We start from the raw sequence: 20,228 nt of genomic DNA on the forward strand, positions 1-20,228 counted from the left end.
CTGCCGGTGTTGTTGGTCCAGCCGCCCGCCGGGAACTGGTCGGACATGGTCTCGTGCCACTCGTGGCCGAGGGTCATGGTCCAGCCGTCAAGGGTCCCGGGGGAGTTGACGAAGCCGACGCCGCAGCCGGAGCCGGAGTCCATGTTGTAGGGCTGGTTGGAGAAGGCCACATCGCCGTAGGGCGAACTCACCGCGCCGCCGGTCAGCGAGCTGTCGCCGGTGTAGTCGTGCCAGGCGCAGTACTGGCCCTGGTAGTTGTCCGGGTTGGTGCCGGTGGGCGACAGGATCACGTAGTAGGCGTCGCGGTTGGCCGCGGCGGTGGTGTTGCCGAAGTGGCCGGCCGCGTTGACGGCCTCCTGGCCGAGCTGGTGGCCGGTGGAGGCGCTGGGCGAGGCGGCCGAGTTGTCGTACCAGACGCCGGAGAGCACGCCGCCGCTCTGGTAGGGGACGTAGCTGGCGCCGGAGGCGGGGCAGCTGACGGCGCCGGTGGCCACGCCGTTGCCGTCGCACCACTGGGTCAGGTCGGCCGACCACAGCTCGTTGCCGGTGCCGATGCCCTTGAACATCTCCTGGGCGACCGGCGCACCGCCGTCCGCGTCGTTGGAGAAAGTCGCGTCACCGCTGCCGTTGGTGCTCTGCGAGCCCCACTGGTTGCCGTAGAACACCAGGTAGACCTTGGCGTGGCCGTCCAGGACGCCGACACCGTTGGTGCCGCCGCCGTAGGACAGCGTCTCCGGACCGGTGGCAGCCTGCGAGGAGGCGTGCGAGGCGGCCCAGGAGTCCATCTTGGAGTTCTGCGAGAGCGTCGGGAGGACACCGTGCCGGTAGGAGTGCTGATAGGCCGGGCTGTACGGGTTGGCCGCCGGTGACGCAGCAGCGGAAGCCGGTGGGGCAGCCATACCGAGCGCTGCCACACCGGCCAGGGAGAGCGACGCGAGGCCGGTGAAGGCCGCTCGCGCCGTTCTGCGACGAAGGGGTATGCCCATGGTGTGGGGATCCTCTCTCGTGGGCGGCCCGCGGGCTGCCCGGGAAGCGGAACCGGAGGCGAAGTGTCTTCAGATATGTCGTGCACGCATCAACCGAAAGAATGCAGGGCTGCGCCTGCTGTGACGGTGAACGAATCTGAGTGGCTGTCACCACCGAGTGTGGTGCGTGCTGCAAGCTAGAGAAGCAGGGGCGTGTACATGCGTCAATACACCCATCAGGTCCGTTTTGGGTAGAAAAGATCAACGATCTTACTATCTGGTCGATAGCGGCACGTCGAAGGCGTCGACGCGCGTAGTCTTCGAGCCGGCACACTCGGCCCGATATGATGGTCGACCAGTCCTGTACGTCGCCTGTGCGCCTGCGCACCTGACAAGGTGTTCAGGCGGTGTGCGAGAGTGATCCCATGCACCTCGTGCCTCCCGCGCGGGCCCACCAGCCCTCGATCGACGACCATCGCGCCTGCCAGGCCATCGAGGCTCTCGGCACTCCCGAACACCTCGCCGCCTGGTCAGCGCGCTTTTCGTTGCTCGGCGACCCGCACCGGCTCGCGATCCTGCTCTGCGTCGGCCACGCGGGTCCCATCAGCGTCACCGATCTCGCCCTGGCCACCGGCATGAACGCCACCGCCGTCTCCCAGGTCCTGCGGTTGCTCCGGGCCTCGGGGACGGTCACCGGTACGCGTGACGGGCGTGTGATCCGCTACCGGCTCACCGACCGTGCCCTCGACCCCCTGCTCGCGATGGCCACCCTCGGCCCCGCGGAGGCATCCGCCGCGCCACCCGCCGGCCGGAGCTGAGGCAGGCGGGCTCCGGGCCCGCGCCGTCGCGTGGCCGGGGGAGGGTCAGGGCGCGGGGCGGGTGGCGCCCACGAAGCGCGGTCCCCAGAACGGGTCGTGGAAGACGTCGTTGAGGACGCGGACGACGGTGCCGGTGTGCTCCGCGTGGATCATCGCGCCACCGCCCAGGTAGATGCCGACGTGGTGGATCGGTCCGCCGGGTTCGGCGAAGAACAGCAGGTCGCCGGGGATCAGCTCGTCCGTCTCCAGGTGCCGTCCCGAGTCCCGTTGGCGGACGCTGTAGTGAGGCAGACTCACGGCCCCGCCGGTGGCCTGGTACCAGGAGTACAGCGCGAGGCCGCTGCAGTCGAAGCCGACGGTGTGGTCGGCCTGGCACACTCCGTCGAGGTAGCCGTTGTCCTGGTCGCAGAACCCGACGGTCGGCCCATGGGTGTCACCGCCGCCCCAGGAGTAGGGCGTCCCCAGGGTGGTGAGTGCCATGGCGGCAACCGCCTGACCCCGGACGCGCTCCAGAGCATCGGCCACGCACGTTCGGCCCGCACCGCTCCAGAGGGCGGACACGGACGCGAGCGAATCGTCAGGAGTCTGGAGCCGAACCGGACAGGGCAGGGGCCGGGCATCCGCGTGCACCGCGCCGGTCGGCACGAGCAGCAGCGACAGCGCCACGATGCCGACGGCGGCGGACCGGGCGGCCCATGGCCGCCGCGGGCGGCCTGCTGCCTCCCCACCGCCGACGGCGGGCGGCACTGCCTTGCGGGACTGCAGGGACATCCGGGTACTCGCCTTCAGGATGACAGCGTCGACGTCCGTTCCCGGCAGACCTTCGCAGGCCCGGCGGGCGCCGTCCGGGACACGCACCGCCGGAGTCCTCCGGCCGGCGCAGCGGCTTCATTCGATCGGCCCTCCGTCGCCGGGGGCGCGCTGTTGCTCCTGGGGGCTTGAGGCCGTCCCGGCCGCCCTTCTCCTACCTGCCGACCCGCTGACCGCTCACCCGGGAGCGGCACCGGGACGGACGGCATGGGCGAAACGGCGGAGGCCCGCAAGGCCGGATCCATTCCGGCTCGGCGGGCCTCTCAGCCTGTTGTCGCCCGTTTCTCCCGGGACGCCTGATGACGTCCCGGGTGCCCTTCCGGTTATGCGCCGGCGGCCGCGGTGTAGCGGGCACGGTTGTCCGCTCCGAGGTGCTCGGTGACGATGCCCGCCGCCACCATGCTCTTGAGAACGTTGCGGAAGTTGGTCGCGTCGGAGGACTTCCACTCCGAGCCCATCACCGCGCGCGACACATCGGCGGCCGACTGGGGTTCCTGCGCGGCCTGGAGCAGTGCCGTGATCTTCGTGCGGTCCGCGCGCACCGACTTGTCGGCCGGCGTGGCTGCGGATTCCTTGGCGGTGCGCCGTTTGGCGGCGGGGCGCTTGCTCGCGGACGCCGGTGCCGGCTTCTGCGCGGTCGCCTTCGTGTCGACGGCCTTGCGGGTGCGCTTCCGGGGTGCCGCCGCCTCTTCGGCAGCGACCACGCTGTCGGCGACGATGGCGCCGGCGGCGGCCGCCGCGTCGACCTCGGCGTCGGCGGGGGCCGGGGCCGGGGCGTCGGCGGGAGCGGTCACGGTCGCGATGGGCGCGGAGCGGGTCGCAGACCGCTTCGAAGCAGCCCGTTTGGCAGTGCCCTTCACGGACTTCGTCTTCTTGGCGGCCGCGGGGCCCTGCGGCGTGGGAGCGGTGGCGCCGTAGAAGGCCGTGCCGGACTGAACCGACTTCGCCGCGAGGCCCGCCTCGGTGAGCACGGCCAGGGCACGACGGACGGACTGGACCGCGGCGTTGTCGGCGCCCGGGCCGTTCACGCCCTCGACGATCTCCGCGACCGTGTGCACCCCGGAGGTCGCCTCCAGGTAGCCCAGGACCTCACGCTGACGTGCGTTCAGCTCTCGCGGCGGTGCCGGCTCCGATGCGTCGGCGACTTTCTGCTCCGCGGCCTCGACCGGCTCGGTCGGGGCCGTCCCGGTGGCGACCGGCGCTTGAACGGCCTTGCGCGGCGCGCGAGTCTGCGGAACGGCTGCGGATTCCGTCACCGCCTCGTCGAGCTCACTGAGTTTTGCCGCCAGAAGTTGACGGCTCGCCATCAGCATCTCGATGGCCTCGTGCCGGGAGGCGAGTTGTGTGGTGAGTTCCGCCACCTCGACTCGGGCCGCCTGGAGTTCGCCGTCCAGCTGGCTCAATTGTTCGCTGAGGTAGCCGCGAATGCCCGCGACCACCGACTCAAGCTTGGTGATTGGTGATTCCATGAGCTCGCCTTACCCATCATCGAAAAAGTTGTGTTCCGCGATAGTACGCACAACTGATCAGAGTTGCGTTCCCGCCTGCTGAATTTTCATTCGCCCGTGGGACGGAGGATTGCTGCGGCGCCGCCCCGGGTTCCGTCTGTGCTTGTCTGGTCGCCCTGTTGACCACTCCTGGGAATCCGGCGCAACTGCGGCGCCGCGCGAGGGCATTCGGTGCTCGGCGCGCAGTGGTTCAGAGTGCAGTGGTTCAGAGTGCAGTGGTCAGAGCGCGAGCATGCGGTCCGTGGCGCGAACCGGTGCGGGCAACGCGGTGGCACCGGACAGGTAGCGGTCGACGGCGGCGGCCGCCGAGCGGCCCTCGGCGATCGCCCAGACGATCACCGACTGGCCCCGGCCCGCGTCGCCCGCGACAAAGACGCCCGGCACGTCGCAGGCGAAATCCGGGTCGCGGGTGAACGCGCCGGTGCGGGTGAGCCCGAGTCCGAGTTGCTCCATCAGCCCGCTGTCCCGCTCCGGGCCGGAGAAGCCCAGCGCCAGCAGGACCATCTCCGCCGGGATCACCCGCTCGGTCCCCGGGAGCGCGCTGCGGGTCTCCCCGTCGGCGTCGGCCAGGTGCAGCGCCTGGACGCGGCCTTCGCCGTCGCCCTCGAACCGCAGGGTCGAGGCAGCGAAGACGCGTACGTCCCGGTCGTCCCCGGCGCGGCTCTCCTCGTGCGCCGGGGAGACCCGATGGATGCGCGGATAGGTGGGCCAGGGCTCCTCGGGCGAACGCTGCTCGCCCGGTTGCGGTCTGATGTCGAGTTGCACCACGGAGGCCGCCCGCTGCCGCAGCACCGTCCCGAGGCAGTCGGCGCCGGTGTCGCCGCCGCCGACGATCACCACACGCCTGCCGCGCGCACTGAGCGGCGGCTCGGCGTAGTCGCCCTCCTGGACCCGGTTGGCCAGTGGCAGGAACTCCATGGCCTGGTGGATGCCGGCCAGTTCGCGCCCGGGCACCGGAAGCTCGCGGGGGGTGGTGGCCCCGACCGCGATCACCATCGCGTCGTAGCGGGCCAGCAACCGCCCGGCGTCCACGTCGGCCCCGACCGCGACGCCGGTACGGAAGATCGTCCCCTCCGCCCGCATCTGGGCGATGCGGCGGTCCACGTGGTGTTTCTCCAGCTTGAACGCGGGGATGCCGTAGCGCAGCAGCCCGCCCGGCCGGTCGTCGCGCTCGTACACCGCGACGGTGTGCCCGGCCCGGGTGAGCTGCTGCGCGCAGGCCAGCCCGGCGGGCCCGGAGCCGATCACCGCCACCGTCCGGCCCGAGAGACGGTCCGGCGGCACCGGCTGCACCCAGTCGTGGGCCCAGGCGTACTCGGCGATGGCCGCCTCCACGTTCTTGATCGCCACCGGATCCGCGTTGATGGCCAGCACACAGCCGTTCTCGCACGGAGCGGGGCAGGTCAGACCCGTGAACTCGGGGAAGTTGTTGGTCGCGTGCAGGCGCTCGCTCGCCGCCGCCCAGTCCTCCAACGAGACCAGCATGTTCCACTCGGGGATGAGATTGCCCAGCGGGCAGCTGCTGTGGCAGAACGGAATGCCGCAGTCCATGCAGCGTCCCGCCTGCTCGCTGATGATCGGCAGCAGTCCGTGCGGCGCGTGCACGTCCCGCCAGTCCCGGAGCCGTTCCGGGACCGGGCGCAGCGGCCAGTTGCGGCGTGGACTTCTGAGAAAGCCCCATGGGTCTGCCATGGCGGGCTCCGATTGCCCTGTCGGTCCTGAAGGTGTCGGTCCTGAAGGTGGCGGTCACGAAGGTGGCGGTCACGAAGTGGAGGGTGGCCCGTGGCTGCGCGGGCACGTCCGTCGTAGCGGTGGCGGAGCGGGAATCGCGACGTCACCGGCGCCCCGCTCCCTGGCTACCACGATACGTTTGCGTCCGGTCCTGTGCCCAGGCTGCGGAGACGGCAGGGCCTCCACCTGGTCTGCACGGTGATCCGCGGCGCCGTGCACCTGTCTGAAACAAGCAGGTGCTCCGACCCCGGACGCCCCTCTACCACCGGGGCGCCGTTTGCTTCCGTGGCGGGTGGCCGTACGCTGGGCGTTCCCATGCACATCTGAGGCGTGGACATCATGGCCGAGGAGATGAACATGGCACAGGGACGTACCGGTATCAGAGGCGCCCGGATCGGGTCGGGCCCGATGGGGGAGTCGGAGCGCGGTGACCTCGCACCTCGCACGGCGGTGTCGTTCTGGTGCGGCAACGGCCACCACACCGAGCCCAGGTTCGCGGTCGGCGCGGCGATCCCGGAGGTGTGGGACTGCCCGAAGTGCGGACTGCCCGCCGGGCCCGACCCCGACAACGTGCCGGGCGCCGTCACCAGCACCCCCTACATGACCCACCTGGGCTACGTGCGGCAGCGCCGCACCCAGGAGGAGGGCGAGATCCTGCTCAACGAGGCACTCGCCAAGCTGCGCGGAACCATCTGACCGACGCCGCACCGGGACGGCCGCGCCGCGGCCCCGCCGCTGACGGCTGCCACCGTGGTCGCCCCCAGGATCGGGGGCGACCACGTCAACGTGCCGCCTGTGGGTGAGTGGGTGTCAGGTGATGGTCCAGTGCTGGAGGGCGGAGCCGGTGTCGGGCTGCTGGGTGACCAGGGCGCCGTTGCCCGTCGAGGCGGTGCTGAGCAGCAGGCCGCTGTTGAGGGAGGCGATGGCGTAGCCGCCGCCCGCCAGCGCGGTGAGGGTCCAGTGCTGGTTGCTGTTACCGGTGCAGGTCCACTGGATGACCTGGGCGCCGGCCGCGGTGGATCCGCCGCTGACGTCGGCGCACAGCCCTGAGGCCTGGTTGACCAGGGTGTAGGAGCCGTCGGCCTGCTCGGTGAACGTCCACTGCTGGTTGGCGCCGCCGTGCAGGCCCCAGGTGATGAGCTGGGTGCCGGCCGTGGTGGAGGAGGCGGGGTCGTCCAGGGCCTGGCCGGAGGTGGTCAGCGTGTGCGCGCCGTTCAGGTCGTGGAAGACCTCGAACTCGTAGAGCGAGTAGCCCCAGGACGTGCCGCGCTGGGTGCCGTACATGCGGATGTAGCGGCCGGTTCCGGTGAAGCCGGTGAGTGTCTCGGTGCCTCCGGTGCCGTTGGTCCTGGTGTAGAGGGTGGTCCAGGTGGAGCCGTCGTCGGACATCTGGATCTGGTAGTCCTTGCCGTAGGCCGCCTCCCAGGCCAGTACGACGCGGTTGACGGTCTGGACCGAGCCGAGGTCCACCTGGAGCCAGGTGGGGTCGGTGTAGAGGCTGGACCAGCGGGTGGTGGGGTTGCCGTCGGTGGCGTTGCCCGGGGGGAAGTCCGGGGTCTCGACGCTGGAGGCGGTGGTGGGCCTGCCCTGCGCCAGGTCGCCGGGGATGACCGGCGTGGGCCACAGCGGGTTGCGCCCGACGGCGTCCATGATCGGGACGAAGGCGGCGTAGGTGGCGACGGGCTTGGGGGAGCCCCAGGTCATCTGCGCCAGGTCGCGCAGCGGGTACTTCAGGTTCGCGGCGGTCTGGTCCACGGTCTCGGCGGTCGGCTGGTCGCACCAGACGTGGATGACGGACCCGAGGTTCCTGGAGGCGTCGTTGATCGTGGTGGAGCCCTGGAACAGGTCGGGGTTCCACGACTCGTACATCCACGTGGTGTCCGGCTTGGCGCCGCCGTAGACGTAGTACGTGGGCGTCCACGACTCGTTCGCGACCGTGTGGCCGGCGTCGATGAGCTGTTGCGGGGTGAGGCCGTAGTTGTACCAGTACTCGACCGTGATGTCGGCGTTGGGAGTGATGGTGCCGTCGCCGGACTTGATCCCGTCGTTCCACATCCGCATGGTCTTGCCGCCGGCCCGGACGATGCTGTCGGCCCAGTTGACGAAGCCGTAGTAGGTGTCCTTGGCGGTGGCGTTGGCGCCGTAGTGCTGTCGGGCGTAGGCGAGCAGCTGCGGGTAGGAGCTGTAGTCCGCGCCGTACTCGTCGGCGCCGAGGTGCCAGTACGGCGAGGACGTGAACAGCGGCAGGTACTCGGTGATCAGGTCTTTCATCAGGGTGTAGGACGCCGGGTTCGACAGGTCGATGTCGCTGGAGTCGGGTGTGCTGCCGTCGGGCAGGTGCAGCTTCAGCTCGGGGTGCGCGGTCAGGATCGCGTCCATGTGCCCGGGCATGTCGATCTCCGGCACGATCGTGACGTGGTAGGCGTTGCCCAGCGCGATGATGGCGGCGATGTCCTGCTTGGTGTAGTGCTGCGGCGAGGTGATCTCGGGATGGGTGGTGCTCTCCAGCCGGAACCCGAAGGTGTCCGACAGGTGCAGGTGGAAGTAGTTCTCCTTGAGGTAGGACATGTCGCGGATCTGGTTCTCGACCCAGTCGGTGGGGAAGAAGTTCCGCCCGGTGTCGATCATCAGCCCGCGTTCGGCCTTGACCGGCCAGTCCTGGGCCGTCCCGGCCGCGATCGTCGGGCTCTGGTGGAGCAGTTGGAGCACGGTCCGGGTTCCCCAGAACTCACCGGTGGAGGTGGCGCCGGCGATGGTGACGGCTGCGCCGACCGTCATCTGGTAGCCCTCGGACGGCAGGGAGGTCGCCCCCAGCGTCAGGGCGATGTCACCGGGGCCCGGGGTGCCCTGGACGACGGCGACGGTGCGTCCTTCCAGCGCCGTCAGGTCGGCGGCGAAGGTCTTCGCGTCGCCCGAGACCTGCGCGCTGTAGGCCGGATCGACGACGACCCGACTCGCCGTCCCGAAGGTGAACGATCCGGTCCCGGCGGTCCACTTCTGCAGCGCCGGAACGGTCTGCGGTGCGGGCGCGGCGGCTGCGGCCGACGCCGGGGACGCGGTGGTGGCGAGTGGAGCGGCCGCGGCTAAGAGTGCCGCGGCGACGAGGAGTCTGATGAATCGCATGGCCTGCCCGGTCCTTGGAGGGAGTGGTGCTCGACGATGATCGACGCCTGTTCGCTTCTGCTCGATCACTAGGACTAGCGGACAATATTGAGCAACCGACGTGCAGGCGCAAGGGCTTCGCCCAGATTGGTCTGGACAACATGCCCGGCGAAGGCCCCGGGCTCCAGGTCGGGACCGGAGTCGGCCGCGCGGAACCTAGCCGACGGTCCGGCAGTGACCGGGCCGGGCGTAGGAGGTCACCACCAGTCCGCGGACGGCGGTGCGGGCGCAGACCTGGAAGTCGGCGGCCAGGACGGCCTGCTTCGTGGCGTCCTGCCGGCTGGCGCTCGGCAGCGCGCCGCCGGCGGTCCGGACGGTGATGATCCTGGCGGTACGCAGCATGGCGGCGCGGATGTCCTGCGGGGACTTCTCGATCCCGCCGAGCGTGCCGGAGTCGGCGACGTCCCCGGACAGCGCGAGGTCGGTCAGTCCGGCGTAGTCGCCGGGGTAGGACAACTCGGACTGCCTGCGTTCGAGTGTCAGGAAGAGCACGCCCGCTCCGGGGGTGGCGTAGCCGTGGACCGCGCGGGCCGCCGCGGCGAGGTCGTCCGGCCAGGCCTGCGGGGTGCGCCACTTCAGCTCGACCGGCAGCAGGAGCAGCAGCGCCGCCGGGACGACCAGCAGCACCCGCCAGCCGAGGCGTGGAACGGAGCTGCCGAGCCGGTCGAGCGCGGCTCCGATCAGCAGGGCGAGGCCGAGGTACTCGAAGAGGACGTAGCGGTCGACGTACACCGGGTGGACCACGGTGACGAGGAACAGCACGGCCTGCGGGAACAGCAGCAGGGGCAGTGCGAGCGCCCGCAGGGTCATCCCGCCACCGGTGCGCGGCGTGCGGCCGGTGCGAGGCGTGCGGTCGGTGCGCGGCGTGCGGGCGGTTCGGCCGACCCGGGGCGTGGGTGCGAGGATCGCGCACAGCAGGCCGAGCGCGCTGATGCCCACCGCGAACAGGACCGTGCCGGTACGGGGCGGCAGTATCCAGGTGATCTGGCCGGACTGGGTGGAACTGAGCAGGGCCAGGGGGACGAGGCCGAGTCCCACGGCCGCGACGGCGCAGACCCAGCCCCACGGGAGGCCGCGCCGCCCCCGTACCCGCAGCAGGCTGATGCCCTGGGCCGCCACGGCCAGGACCACGTACTCGTGCAGCAGGCAGGTCAGCAGGGTGACGCCTGCGTAGGCGGCCCAGCGTGCGGCGCCCGGGCGGTCCAGGGCGCGCAGCAGAAGCAGCGCCGAGGCGGCCACCCCGGCGCAGATCATCCCGTAGGAGCGGCCGTCCTGGGCGTACAGCTGGATCGAGGGGAAGACGGGGAAGACGAGTCCCGCGGCGAGTCCGGCGCGCGGGGTGGCGAGCCGGCGGCCGAGCAGGGCGACGCCTGCCGCCGCCGCTGCCACCCCGAGGACCGAGGGCAGCCTCAGCGTGATCAGCCCGCCGCCGAACACCGTGAACAGCAGGTGCAGTCCCAGGTAGTAGAGCGTGTGGACGGCGTCGACCTGGTGGACCAGCTGCCAGATCTGGGCGGTGCCGCGATGTGCCACCTCGTAGCTGACGGCCTCGTCCAGCCAGAGGCTGTCGCCGCGCCGGATGCCCCACAGGCCCAGCGCGAGCGCCAGCGCGGCCGGGGGGAGCGCGATGGCCGCCGTACGACCGATCCGGGCCCGCGTCCCGGCGGCCGCGGGTATCGCCGCATCGTCGTGCGACGGGTCGGCGGTCCCGCCGACGGCGATCGGACCCGGCCGGCCGCGCAGCGCGCCGACCCGGGCGGAACGATCAGCGGTCCGGTGGTCCGGGAGGGGAATGGCGTCCATGGCGAGCGAGTGTCTCAGTCTCGTCTGAGTATTCGATTCACGCGGTTCGCATGCCCGGCGGTGCGCATGCGAAGGGCTCGCGCGCCGTGGGTGTCGCTCCTGCGGCGCAGTCCGCCGCGCGCCCACCGGGCACCCCGGATACGTTGGCCCTGACCACGCCGCGCGGGCGTCGCGGACGACAGGAGCCAGTGATGGTGGACCAGACATGGGCGGACCCGCGGCTGACGCCGGGTACCGAGCTCGTGCCCGAGATGGACCTCCCGGAGCCGGGCGCGCAACGCCGCTGGACCGTGCTGCTGCGCTGGCTGCTGGTGATCCCCCAGCTGATCGTGCTGACGGTGCTGAGTATCGTCGGCTGCTTCGCGGTGATCTTCGGCTGGTTCGCGGCGCTGGTCCTCGGGCGGCTGCCCGGTCCCGTCCACGGCTACCTGGCGGGCCTGCTGGTCTACGAGACGCGGGTGCACTCGTACGCCATGCTGCTGGTGGACCGCTATCCGCCGTTCGGCTTCGACGCTCCGGAGTATCCGGTGCAGGTCGAGGTGCACCAGGGGGAGCTGAACCGGCTGGCGGTGCTGTTCCGGTTGATCCTGATGATCCCGGCGGCGATCGTGCAGAGCCTGGTGACCTCGGGCTGGTACGCCTTCAGCTTCATCACCTGGGTGATCACCCTGGTGCTGGGCCGCATGCCGCTCCCGCTCTTCCAGGCGACCGCCGCGACGGCGCGCTTCGCGATGCGGTTCTCGGCGTACTCCTCGCTGCTGACGGCGGCGTACCCCAAGCGTCTCTTCGGCGACGAGGCCCTGGCGCTGCCGGAGCACCGGTCGGCGTCGCGTCCGTTGCAGCTGTCCGGCGGGGCGCAGCTGCTGGTGGTGCTCTTTCTGATCCTCGGCCTGGCGAGCGGCACCGTGTCCTCCTTCGTCCAGACGGACAACGGCAACCCGACCATCACGAACAGCTACTCCCAGGGCTCGGCCCCACGACGCTGACGCCTGTTCAGGCCTCGCCGGCCGGGCCCGCCGGCGGGCCGGAACCGGCGCCCCCGTCCCGGCCCCGGATCGTCGCGGCGGCACTGCGCAGTTCGGCGAGTGCCGTCCGTACCGCTCTTCGCGCGGTGCGTTCGGGGCGGTGGAGCACGTCGATGTGGCGCCGGGCGTGTACGCCGCTGAGCGGCCTGAGCACCAGCGCGGGATGCGGGCGCGTGGTCCAGCGGGGCATCAGGGCCAGGCCTCCTCCGGCGGCGACGACTTCGGCGGCCACCGTGAACTCGTTGATGCGGTGGGCGATGTCGATCCGCCGGTTCGCGGCGGTCGCGATGGCATCGATGGTGGCCATCAGCGGGAAGCCGTCGTGGACGGTGATCCACGGCTGGTCCGCGACCTCGCGCGGGGTGAGCCGGCGTCTGGCGGCCAGCGGGTGGTCGGCCGGCAGCGCGACGTCAAGCGGTTCGTGCAGCAGCGTGGTGGCGGCGACGGTGGGCGGCCACGGCGGCGTCCGGCCCAGATGGTGGGCCAGGACGAGGTCGTAGTCGCGGGTCAGGCGGGGGAACTGGTCCTGGGCGACATCCTCGTCGGCGAGGGAGAGCCGCAGGCGTCCGGGCCCGTCCGGGCCGCGCAGCAGGAGCGGGAAGAACGCTGCGGCCGCGCTGTGGAAGGCCGCCACCGACACTCCGGCGTCGGGCTGGTCGACGAACTCGTCGATGGTGTGCCGCGCCCTGGCCAGGGCGGTCTCCACCTCGATCGCCGCGCCTGCGAGCGCCTCCCCGGCGTCGGTCAGCACCAGCCGCCGTCCGTCCCGTTCGGTGAGCGGGACCGGGCTGGAGCGTTGGAGCAGCCGCAGCTGCTGGGAGATCGCGGAGGGGGTCATCAGCAGCGCCTCGGCGACGGCGGTGACGCTCCCCAGCTCACCGAGCTCCCGCAGGATCCGCAACTGCCGCTCGTTCACAACTGCCGCTCGTTCACCCACCCAGTGTAGCGAAACTTCAAGGTCGTTGAAGAAGCTGGTCCTTGGCTTCAGGGTCGGGGATGGTGCAGCGTGGGGCCATGTTCCAGAGTCGCCGCACTGACGCAGTACTTCTCCTGGTCGCCGTCGTCTGGGGCTCCAGCTACCTGGCCGCGAAGACGGCCACCGGTGTGCTTCCGGTCCTGGTGGTGCTGTTCGCCCGGTACGCGCTCTCCGCGATCGCCTGCCTGGTCCTGGTGCTGGTCGCCGCCCGCCGCGGGCAGGGCTGGTGGACCCGGGAGGAGGTCGCCGTCGGGGGGATTCTGGGGGTCACCCAGGCGACCGTCCTGGTCGTGGAGACCTACGGCGTCGCACACACCAGCGCGGCCAACGCGGGCCTGATCATCAGCCTCACCATCGTGCTGACCCCGCTGTTGGACCGTACGGCGGGTGGCGGCCGGCTGCCGCCGCGCTTCTTCGCCGCCGGGGGCGTGTGCCTCCTGGCCGTCGCACTGCTCATCTCCGGCAGCGGCTTCCACACTCCGCGGATCGGGGACCTGCTGATGCTCGCCGCGGCCGTCGTGCGCGCGGTGCACGTGGCGCTGGTGGGACGGCTCACCAGCCGCCGCGCGGCGCGGCCGCTGCAGCTCACGGCCGTTCAGACGGTGGTCGGTACCGCCCTGTTCGCGATACCCGCCGCGAGCAGCCTGCCGGCACTGGGCCGGATCGACGCCCCGGTCTGGGGACAGCTGTTCTATCTCGCGCTGTTCTGCAGCGTGTTCGCGTTCCTCGCCCAGACCTGGGCGGTGCAGCGCAGCTCCGCGAGCCGGGCCAGCCTGCTGCTGGGCACCGAACCGGTCTGGGCCGTCGCGGTCGGCATCGGCCTGGGCGGCGAACGCTTCACCGCCCTCGCCGCCGTCGGTGCGGCGCTCATGGTCGCCGGTACCTACTGGGGACAGGCCGTCGAACGCGCCCACCGCACGGGAGCTGCCGGCGGCACCGGCCGCACCGTCACGGACGAGGAGATCCCGGGCCGGACAACGGCACCTTCCAGCGCCTGATCCCGGAGCAGGGGAGGAGGACCCGTCGCAGGTGGGGGTGGGTCAGAAGGTGATCTCCACTGCGACGATGGGGTGCCTGCGTCGACGGCCGGTGAGCGAGGCCCACCAGTCGCCGACCCGGGCCAGGACGTACTTGCGGGCGAGCAGGCGGCGCACCTTCTCGACGCCCTCCGCGTCGAGCAGACGGCCGGTCCCCTCGGCGCTCGCCGCGCCCGGTGCGACCCGGCCGCGCACGTCGCAGGCGACGACCCTGACCCTGGGGTCCCGGCGCAGCCGCTTGACCTTCCAGGAAGCGGCCTCGGTCCACACGTAGAGCAGCCCGTCCTCCACCACGTGCCAGACCGGGGTGGCCACCGGTGTGCCGTCCTTGCGATAGGTGGTGAGGCTGACGTAGCGGGCGCGGGTCAGCGCGTCGAGGGTGCTCGGGTCGAGTGTGGTCACCCGGTAGACGCTACCGGTTCCCTCGGGCCGGGCACCGGATCAGGCCGCCGACATGCACCTTCGCCGGACGCCCGTTGCTGGTCGCACCGGGAGTGGTCTCCACGCTCCGGCTCCCCTGGGAGCACCGCGCCCACGCCGAGGACCACGTCCACCTCGACCAGCCGCCCGCGCTCGCCTTCCATGTCCTGGACGACGAAGGCCGGCTGACCACCCACTACCGGTGGGTCAACGCCTAGCCGACTCCCGGGCACTGGTGAACCGCGCAGCAGTTGCCGCTGCTGGTCGAGACGGCAGCGGCCGCGGTGGTCACGGTCGCGACCCGCAGCCCGTTCGCTCTGCGCGGGCCTGGCCTTCGCCGCCGGAGCCGCGCTGATCACCCTGCGCGGCCCCGCGCCGCCGCCACGGACTGACCGTCAGCCCGGCTCCCGGCCCGCAGTACTTCCCGGTGGAGCGCTCGCGCACGTCCTCCGGGAGCATGCCCTCAGCTCCAGGTCTGCACGAGGACCTGCTCACCCTCCCCGTCCGGCTCCTCGAAGCCGGCCAGATAGCGGTTGAGCAGGCCCTCGTCCACGGTGACGGCGTTGGCACCGTCCTCACGGTTACGGACCGCGAGGCGACGGTCCAGCGTTGCCCGGTCCGCCTTGAGGTGGACCAGCTCCCAGCGGCAGCCGTGGCTCTCGACCAGTGCCTTGTACTCGTCGCGGGCGGCACGGCTCCAGAAGCTGTAGTCCACCACCACATCCCGTCCGGCCCGCATCAACGCGACCAGTTCCTGCCGCTGCTCGCGGCGCACCTCGTCCTTGAGCTCGTCGTACCTCTCCGGCTCCAGCACCACACCGGCATCCCGCCCACCGATCCGTTGCCAGACCACCTCGTCGATCGAGAGCCGAACGTAGCCGCGCCGCACCAGCGCCATGGCGTACGTGGTCTTGCCTGCTCCCGGAGGTCCACACATCAGCACCACTGTGCTCGTCGGCTGCGTCATGGGGCCAGGCTACTGACACGGCCGACGGGAGGTTCGTCAGCCGAGAAGGGCGGAGAGTTCCCGGGCGACCGCGCGCCAGCCGGCGCGGTCCTGGTCCGTCGGCTGGGCCTGGCCGCCCGGCGCGGAGACCCGGGGAAACCACCGCTTGTAGGCCGACGCGTCCGGCTTGCGTCCGGCCTGGGCCAGCAGGGTCGAGGCGGCGTGGTAGCGGACCAGGTACTCGTCGTCCTGGACGGCCCGCGCCAGACAGGCCGTCAGCTGCGGGGTGGGGAGGAACTCACGCAACGCGATGGCGGCGTCCATCCGCACACCCCAGAACTCCCGGGCGTCGAGCACCGTCGCCACCGTCGCCGACCACTCCTGCCGCCCGGTCAGGGCGAGCAGGGCCTGGGCCGATCGGATCCGGACCCGGGGATCGCCAGTACGCGCGGCCTGCTCAAGCGCGGGGACGGCCGACAGCAGGCGCAACTCGCGGATGCCCTGCGCGGCCAGGTCGTCCCCCTCGCGCAGGCCCGTCAGCAGCATGCGGGCCGCGAGCGCGCGGTCGGGTCCGGTGGTGGCCCGGAGCGCGGTGAAGTCAGGCCCTTCGTGCCAGACCAGGTAGGGGTCACCGAAGATCGCCAGACGGTAGGCCGTCCAGTCCGGATCGGGCCCGACCTGCGGATCGGGCTCCGGGGCCGGGAGCGGCGGTTCGAAGGTGGCCATCGTCGTCTCCCCCCTGACTCCGTACGACGCCGAGGTGCTCAGGGCTGCCTGCCCACGCTCCTCGCTCCTGACGACCGTAGCCCCTTCCTGTGCCCCCGCGTCGATGGCGGTGATGCGTCAAGGGGGGATGCGGAGGTCGGGCGTCCGTATACCTGAGGTTGAATGTCGACATGATTCATCAGCTCCCCCTGGCCGGGCACCTGCTTGCCGCCTTTCTGCTCACCTACGCCGTGGGCTTCGAGCGCGCGCTGCGCGGGGCGGCCGCGGGCGACCGGACGTTCTCGCTCATCGGGGTGGGTGCGGCGCTGGGTGCCGAGCTGTCGCAGAACGGCGCGCCCAACGCGCTGACCGGGGTGATCACCGGGATCGGGTTCATCGGCGGTGGCCTCACCTTCCGCCAGAGCCGGGCGGACGGGGACGTGGTGCGCGGCATCACCACAGCCGCCACCATCTTCGCGGCCGCCGCGATCGGGGCCGCGGCCGGGGAGGGGCTGCTCGTCCTGGCGGCCAGCGGCACGGCGCTGGCCCTGCTCGCGCTGGAGATCCGCCACATTCCGCTGCTGCGGCTGCTGGACGGCCGCCGGTGGGCGCCCCGCTTCGTCGAGGACGAGTGCGTCGCGCCGGAGGACCCGCTGTGCGGACCGTTGCCGGCCGGCGCCGACCTCGTCGACGCCGCCGGGCATGGATTCGCTGCGGACCTCACGACCACGGGATCCCGGCCGCGCACACCGCAGCCGGTGGGAGCGGTGGATTTCCCGGAGGCGGAGCGCCTGGTCCACTGAGGCCGCCGGTCGTGGGACCTGCCAGGCCCCGGAGCGCCACAGGGCCGATCCGATCAGGCCGGGTCGCCTGGTTGAGTCTGGGGTGTCGGTGTCGGGCGGCCGTGGCCGGCGCGGCGACGACCGAAGAGGAACGCGCCGGCCAGCAGCAGCGCTCCGACCACGCCGGCCACGATCGGCAGGATCGTGCCGAAGAGCGAGATGGCGTCGCGCCCGTTGTTGGCGTCGTGTACCGCGGACGACACTGCGGCGGAGGTCTGCTGGTAGCTGACGTCGGCGACCGGCAGCAGGGGGATGAAGGTTCCGCCGACCGGGGAGACCACCCCGGCCATCCGCTGCTGCGACCGCTTCACGTCGATCACGACCCCCGTTTCGGGTTCCACCCAGAACGTGTCGGCGCCCTGCAGGGTGTAGGCGAGCGGCACCGGATTGCCCAGCTTCGGCAGCAGCGCCGCCAGTTGCGCCTTCTGCGCGGGCGGGGCCGAGCTGACCTGGACGGCCAGTGCCAGCGTCTGCTCGGGGATGGCCGGAGGCAGTCCGGCGAGTACCTGGCTGTCGGTGATCCGGGTGGCGGGGATACCGGCCTGGTACACGTACGTGGTGAGCCCCGACCTCGTCTCGGTGCGCGAGTAGGTCACCGGGGCCGTGGTCGCGGTCTCCGGGACCCATCCCGTGTAGGTCGTCTTCTTCGCGCCGAGGGGCCAACTGACCGTCAGGCCGCTGGCATTGACCACCGACCAGCTCTTCGGGTGGCTGCTCGCCGGCTCCAGCGTCTTGCGGTCCAGGGCATACGACCAGGTGGTCTTCTCGACCGGGACACCTTGCGCGGAGGTCGTCCTGCTGTCGCTCACCAGAGCCGTGTCGCCCGAGGTGCTCTGCACGACGACGGAGCGGTCGACGGTCATGGGCACGTTCTGCTTGAACGCCGCCAGCAGATTGCCCTCCGCCACCGCCCGCGCGTCGAGGAGCGTCGCGAAGGTGCCGGTGTAGGTGCGATGGGCGTTGGTGTCACTGGGCAGCCGCGCCACGACGTCCGGTGTGATGACGAACGAGAGCACGAACGCGCCCGCGATCAGGATGACGCCGACCACGCCCGCGATGACGCGTACCACCTTGCTTGCCTGCATGCTCGTGCTCCCGGTTGCCCTCGGTCCGCGACGCCTTGTTGCTAGGGCCCAGGATTCGGCCGATCCGGCCTGCACGCGACAGCGGCGCCGGACCGCGGGGGCGCGGCGAGGCCCCGTGCTCGTCGCCGAACGAGGCCTGACCTGCGCCGGTGGCCTCGCTGAGCAGCCGCGGCGCCACAGCGGGGGACTTACGCCGTCCAGGTGCCCGGCCGCCGGGCTGACAGGCTGCCGGCCGGACGGACCGCCGGGCTGACGGACTGCCAGGCGGTGCCTGACCTCCGGCCTCGCCTCGTCGGTGTTCCCGTCGCGGTGTTCGCACCGGCCGAGTGGGGCTAGTCTTCGGCGGGTGATCGAGAACCTCGTGCGAGCGCACGTCGACGCCTTCAACTCCCGCGATCTCGAAGCCCTGATGGCGGGCTTCGCCGACGACGCGGTGTGGATCACCGGCAGGTCGACGGCCCGTGGACGGGCCGAACTCGCCGCCCTGTTCTCCGGTGCGATGGACGGTCTGCTGCCGACGCTCACGGTCCAGAGCCTGATCGTCGGCGAGGGCCGGGCAGCCGCGGAGATGGTCGAGGTGTTCACGCACGAGGGTGTCGAGCGGACCGATCACATCGCGGGTTTCTACGTCATCGAGGACGGGCGCATCGCCTCGGCGAAGATCTACCGGGAAGGCAGCGCGGACGTCGGCGAGTAGTGCTTGACGTGGGCGTCCGGCCAGGCCGGACGCTGTTTCCACCCGCTCACGGGCCCTCGGCTGCGGTGGCGAGCGCGGCCAGGTGGCCGTCCAGGAGACGGACCTGCCGCTCGGGCGGGAACTCCTCTGCCGAGAACAACGCCTGCACGATGAGGCCGAGCACGAAGGACTGGGCCGACGCCGCCACATCGTCCGGGTCGGACGGCGGCAGTTCCCCGAGGCGTTGCGCCTCCCGTACGTGGTCGCGGATCCGTTCGCGCGAGCGCGCGTAGCGGGCCGCGTGCCCGGCCGCGAGCTCCGGATCGGCCAGTGCGGCGTCCCAGGAACCGACCCAGATCCGGTTGTCCGCGGCGGCCTGCGGCGTGGACGGCAGGATGTCCAGCAGCGCCGCGCGCAGGGCGGCGAGCCCCTCGGCCCCGGTGGGCCTCGGCTGCGCCGCACGGTGCTCGTCCAGGAGGGTCAACGCGTGCGCGACCAGGTCCTTCTTGCTGGGGAAGTAGTGGGTGAGCAGACCGGTGGTCGCACCCATCTCGGTGGCGACCGCACGCAGCGTCAGGCCGCCGAACCCGTGCGCGGCCAGCACCCGCCACACGGCCGCGGACACGTCGCGGCGGCGCGCGTCGTGATCTCCCTTGTGGCGTGGCATGCGGACAGGATACGTTCCCACAACACCTGTTATGCAAAACACCTGCTACGTACGTGGAGGGTCCGATGCTCGCCACCCTGCTGCGCGACAACGCCGAACTGCGCGCGCTGGAGCCGTGTCACGCCGAAGAGTTCCTGGCCCACCTGGACCGCGCCCGTACCCACATCGCCCCGTGGGTGGGCGCGAGCTTCGTCGCCTCGGATCTCGGTGGCGCGCGGGCCGTGCTGCAGCGCTACGCCGACGGCCTGGCCGGCGACCGGCAGCGCCTCTACGGCATCTGGCTCGACGGCACGCTCGTCGGCGGCACCATGTTCGTCGGCTTCGACGCCGCGCTCGGCTCGTGCGAGATCGGCTGCTGGCTTGAGCCCGCCGCGGAGGGGCAGGGGCTGATCACCCAGGTGGTGCGCCTGATGATCGACTGGGCCTTCCGGGTACGCGGCCTGGCCCGAGCCGAGTGGCGCACCCTGCCGGACAACACGCGCAGTATCAACGTGGCCAGGCGGCTCGGCATGAGCCTCGACGGCACGCTGCGCCAGGCCCTTCCGGGCGCCGACGGGATCCGGCGCGACAAGCAGGTCTGGTCCGTGCTCGCCGCCGAATGGCCTGCGCAGGCCCAGCCGCCCACGGGGGATGCCGGCGTGAAGGCCGAACTCGACCGGCTGATGTCGGCCTTCCTCGGGGCGTTCGCCAACACCGGCGGCGGCCGTCCGCGGGTCGACGTCATCCGCGAGGTGTTCGTCCCGCAGGGAATGATCATCAGCAACGCCGGGGACGAGCCCGTGGTCTACGACCTCGACGCGTTCATCGCGCCCCGGGAGCGCATGCTCACCGACGGGACCCTGACCGAGTTCTCGGAATGGGAGGCCGGCGAGCGGACCGAGATCTTCGGGTCGATCGCGCACCGGTTCAGCGAGTACGGCAAGTCCGGGTTCCTCAGGGGCGAGTGGTTCGAGGGATCCGGCCGCAAGACCACCCAGTTCGTCCGGACGCCGGACGGCTGGCGGATGAGCTCGATGGCCTGGGACGACGTGTAGGGCCAGGATCGGCGCCGC

General features: G+C 71.5%; 19 protein-coding genes and 1 pseudogene. 8 read left to right on the forward strand and 12 right to left on the reverse strand.

Annotated features, from left to right (window positions below):
* Positions 1–986 (reverse strand): hypothetical protein (locus ABH925_RS16680; RefSeq protein WP_370148629.1); only part of this gene is annotated, 986 nt, incomplete at its 3' end.
* A gap of 404 nt (positions 987–1,390) precedes the next feature.
* Between ABH925_RS16680 and ABH925_RS16685 the strand changes: the two genes are divergently transcribed.
* On the forward strand, positions 1,391–1,783 hold the full coding sequence (locus tag ABH925_RS16685; protein WP_370148631.1) for an ArsR/SmtB family transcription factor: 393 nt from the start codon (positions 1,391–1,393) through the stop codon (positions 1,781–1,783).
* A gap of 45 nt (positions 1,784–1,828) precedes the next feature.
* Here ABH925_RS16685 and ABH925_RS16690 read toward each other — a convergent pair whose 3' ends face one another.
* The 3 genes from ABH925_RS16690 to ABH925_RS16700 all read right to left on the reverse strand — a co-directional run bounded on the left by ABH925_RS16690 (position 1,829) and on the right by ABH925_RS16700 (position 5,793).
* Positions 1,829–2,554, reverse strand: a complete 726-nt coding sequence (locus ABH925_RS16690) for a C40 family peptidase (RefSeq protein ID WP_370148633.1) — start codon at positions 2,552–2,554, stop codon at positions 1,829–1,831.
* 362 nt (positions 2,555–2,916) lie between these two features.
* Positions 2,917–4,062, reverse strand: a complete 1,146-nt coding sequence (locus ABH925_RS16695; RefSeq protein WP_370148634.1) for a hypothetical protein — start codon at positions 4,060–4,062, stop codon at positions 2,917–2,919.
* Between the two features lie 258 nt (positions 4,063–4,320).
* On the reverse strand, positions 4,321–5,793 hold the full coding sequence (locus ABH925_RS16700; RefSeq protein ID WP_370148636.1) for a glutamate synthase subunit beta: 1,473 nt from the start codon (positions 5,791–5,793) through the stop codon (positions 4,321–4,323).
* A 396-nt stretch (positions 5,794–6,189) separates the two neighbouring features.
* Here ABH925_RS16700 and ABH925_RS16705 point away from each other — a divergent pair, with 396 nt between their 5' ends.
* A complete protein-coding gene (locus ABH925_RS16705; RefSeq protein ID WP_370148638.1) occupies positions 6,190–6,528 on the forward strand; it encodes an RNA polymerase-binding protein RbpA in 339 nt (112 codons plus the stop codon).
* A 114-nt stretch (positions 6,529–6,642) separates the two neighbouring features.
* On the opposite strand, the gene ABH925_RS16710 is transcribed toward ABH925_RS16705, so the two are convergent.
* Together ABH925_RS16710 and ABH925_RS16715 are read right to left on the reverse strand one after the other, a co-directional pair.
* The gene (locus tag ABH925_RS16710) at positions 6,643–8,955 is read right to left on the reverse strand and encodes a family 20 glycosylhydrolase (protein ID WP_370148639.1); all 2,313 of its coding nucleotides are present in this window, start codon (positions 8,953–8,955) and stop codon (positions 6,643–6,645) included.
* Positions 8,956–9,150: 195 nt separating this feature from the next.
* Entirely contained in the window at positions 9,151–10,797 is a 1,647-nt protein-coding gene (locus ABH925_RS16715; RefSeq protein WP_370148641.1) for a glycosyltransferase family 39 protein, read from the reverse strand.
* A 191-nt stretch (positions 10,798–10,988) separates the two neighbouring features.
* Between ABH925_RS16715 and ABH925_RS16720 the strand changes: the two genes are divergently transcribed.
* Positions 10,989–11,783, forward strand: a complete 795-nt coding sequence (locus ABH925_RS16720) for a DUF4389 domain-containing protein (RefSeq protein WP_370148643.1) — start codon at positions 10,989–10,991, stop codon at positions 11,781–11,783.
* A gap of 7 nt (positions 11,784–11,790) precedes the next feature.
* Here ABH925_RS16720 and ABH925_RS16725 read toward each other — a convergent pair whose 3' ends face one another.
* A complete protein-coding gene (locus ABH925_RS16725) occupies positions 11,791–12,738 on the reverse strand; it encodes a LysR family transcriptional regulator (protein ID WP_370148931.1) in 948 nt (315 codons plus the stop codon).
* 98 nt (positions 12,739–12,836) lie between these two features.
* On the opposite strand from ABH925_RS16725, the gene ABH925_RS16730 reads away from it, so the two are divergent.
* Positions 12,837–13,796: a DMT family transporter gene (locus tag ABH925_RS16730; protein ID WP_370148644.1), complete on the forward strand. Its 960-nt coding sequence runs from the start codon at positions 12,837–12,839 to the stop codon at positions 13,794–13,796.
* A 42-nt stretch (positions 13,797–13,838) separates the two neighbouring features.
* Here the strand turns inward: ABH925_RS16730 and ABH925_RS16735 are convergent, their stop codons facing one another.
* Positions 13,839–14,237: a PPOX class F420-dependent oxidoreductase gene (locus ABH925_RS16735; RefSeq protein ID WP_370148645.1), complete on the reverse strand. Its 399-nt coding sequence runs from the start codon at positions 14,235–14,237 to the stop codon at positions 13,839–13,841.
* A gap of 29 nt (positions 14,238–14,266) precedes the next feature.
* Between ABH925_RS16735 and ABH925_RS16740 the strand changes: the two are divergent.
* A pseudogene (locus tag ABH925_RS16740) lies at positions 14,267–14,473 on the forward strand (phosphodiesterase); the annotation flags it as partial.
* Between the two features lie 245 nt (positions 14,474–14,718).
* On the opposite strand, the gene ABH925_RS16745 reads toward ABH925_RS16740, so the two are convergent.
* Together ABH925_RS16745 and ABH925_RS16750 are read right to left on the reverse strand one after the other, a co-directional pair.
* Complete coding sequence (locus ABH925_RS16745) at positions 14,719–15,222, reverse strand: AAA family ATPase (protein ID WP_370148647.1); 504 nt, start codon at positions 15,220–15,222, stop codon at positions 14,719–14,721.
* Between the two features lie 36 nt (positions 15,223–15,258).
* The gene (locus ABH925_RS16750; RefSeq protein ID WP_370148650.1) at positions 15,259–15,927 is read right to left on the reverse strand and encodes a HEAT repeat domain-containing protein; all 669 of its coding nucleotides are present in this window, start codon (positions 15,925–15,927) and stop codon (positions 15,259–15,261) included.
* A gap of 170 nt (positions 15,928–16,097) precedes the next feature.
* Between ABH925_RS16750 and ABH925_RS16755 the strand changes: the two genes are divergently transcribed.
* Positions 16,098–16,709 carry an MgtC/SapB family protein gene (locus tag ABH925_RS16755; RefSeq protein WP_370148652.1) on the forward strand — a complete coding sequence of 204 codons (612 nt, stop codon included), beginning with the start codon at positions 16,098–16,100 and terminating at the stop codon, positions 16,707–16,709.
* A gap of 53 nt (positions 16,710–16,762) precedes the next feature.
* Here ABH925_RS16755 and ABH925_RS16760 read toward each other — a convergent pair whose 3' ends face one another.
* Positions 16,763–17,833, reverse strand: a complete 1,071-nt coding sequence (locus tag ABH925_RS16760) for a DUF3068 domain-containing protein (protein ID WP_370148653.1) — start codon at positions 17,831–17,833, stop codon at positions 16,763–16,765.
* Positions 17,834–18,179: 346 nt separating this feature from the next.
* Here ABH925_RS16760 and ABH925_RS16765 point away from each other — a divergent pair, with 346 nt between their 5' ends.
* A complete protein-coding gene (locus ABH925_RS16765; RefSeq protein WP_370148654.1) occupies positions 18,180–18,530 on the forward strand; it encodes a nuclear transport factor 2 family protein in 351 nt (116 codons plus the stop codon).
* A 46-nt stretch (positions 18,531–18,576) separates the two neighbouring features.
* Here the strand turns inward: ABH925_RS16765 and ABH925_RS16770 are convergent, their stop codons facing one another.
* Positions 18,577–19,176 carry a TetR/AcrR family transcriptional regulator gene (locus ABH925_RS16770; RefSeq protein ID WP_370148657.1) on the reverse strand — a complete coding sequence of 200 codons (600 nt, stop codon included), beginning with the start codon at positions 19,174–19,176 and terminating at the stop codon, positions 18,577–18,579.
* Positions 19,177–19,241: 65 nt separating this feature from the next.
* Here ABH925_RS16770 and ABH925_RS16775 point away from each other — a divergent pair, with 65 nt between their 5' ends.
* Complete coding sequence (locus ABH925_RS16775; protein ID WP_370148659.1) at positions 19,242–20,210, forward strand: GNAT family N-acetyltransferase; 969 nt, start codon at positions 19,242–19,244, stop codon at positions 20,208–20,210.
* Positions 20,211–20,228: the final 18 nt, after the last annotated feature.

The organism is Streptacidiphilus sp. EB129, from assembly GCF_041262645.1.
Taxonomy (GTDB): domain Bacteria; phylum Actinomycetota; class Actinomycetes; order Streptomycetales; family Streptomycetaceae; genus Streptacidiphilus.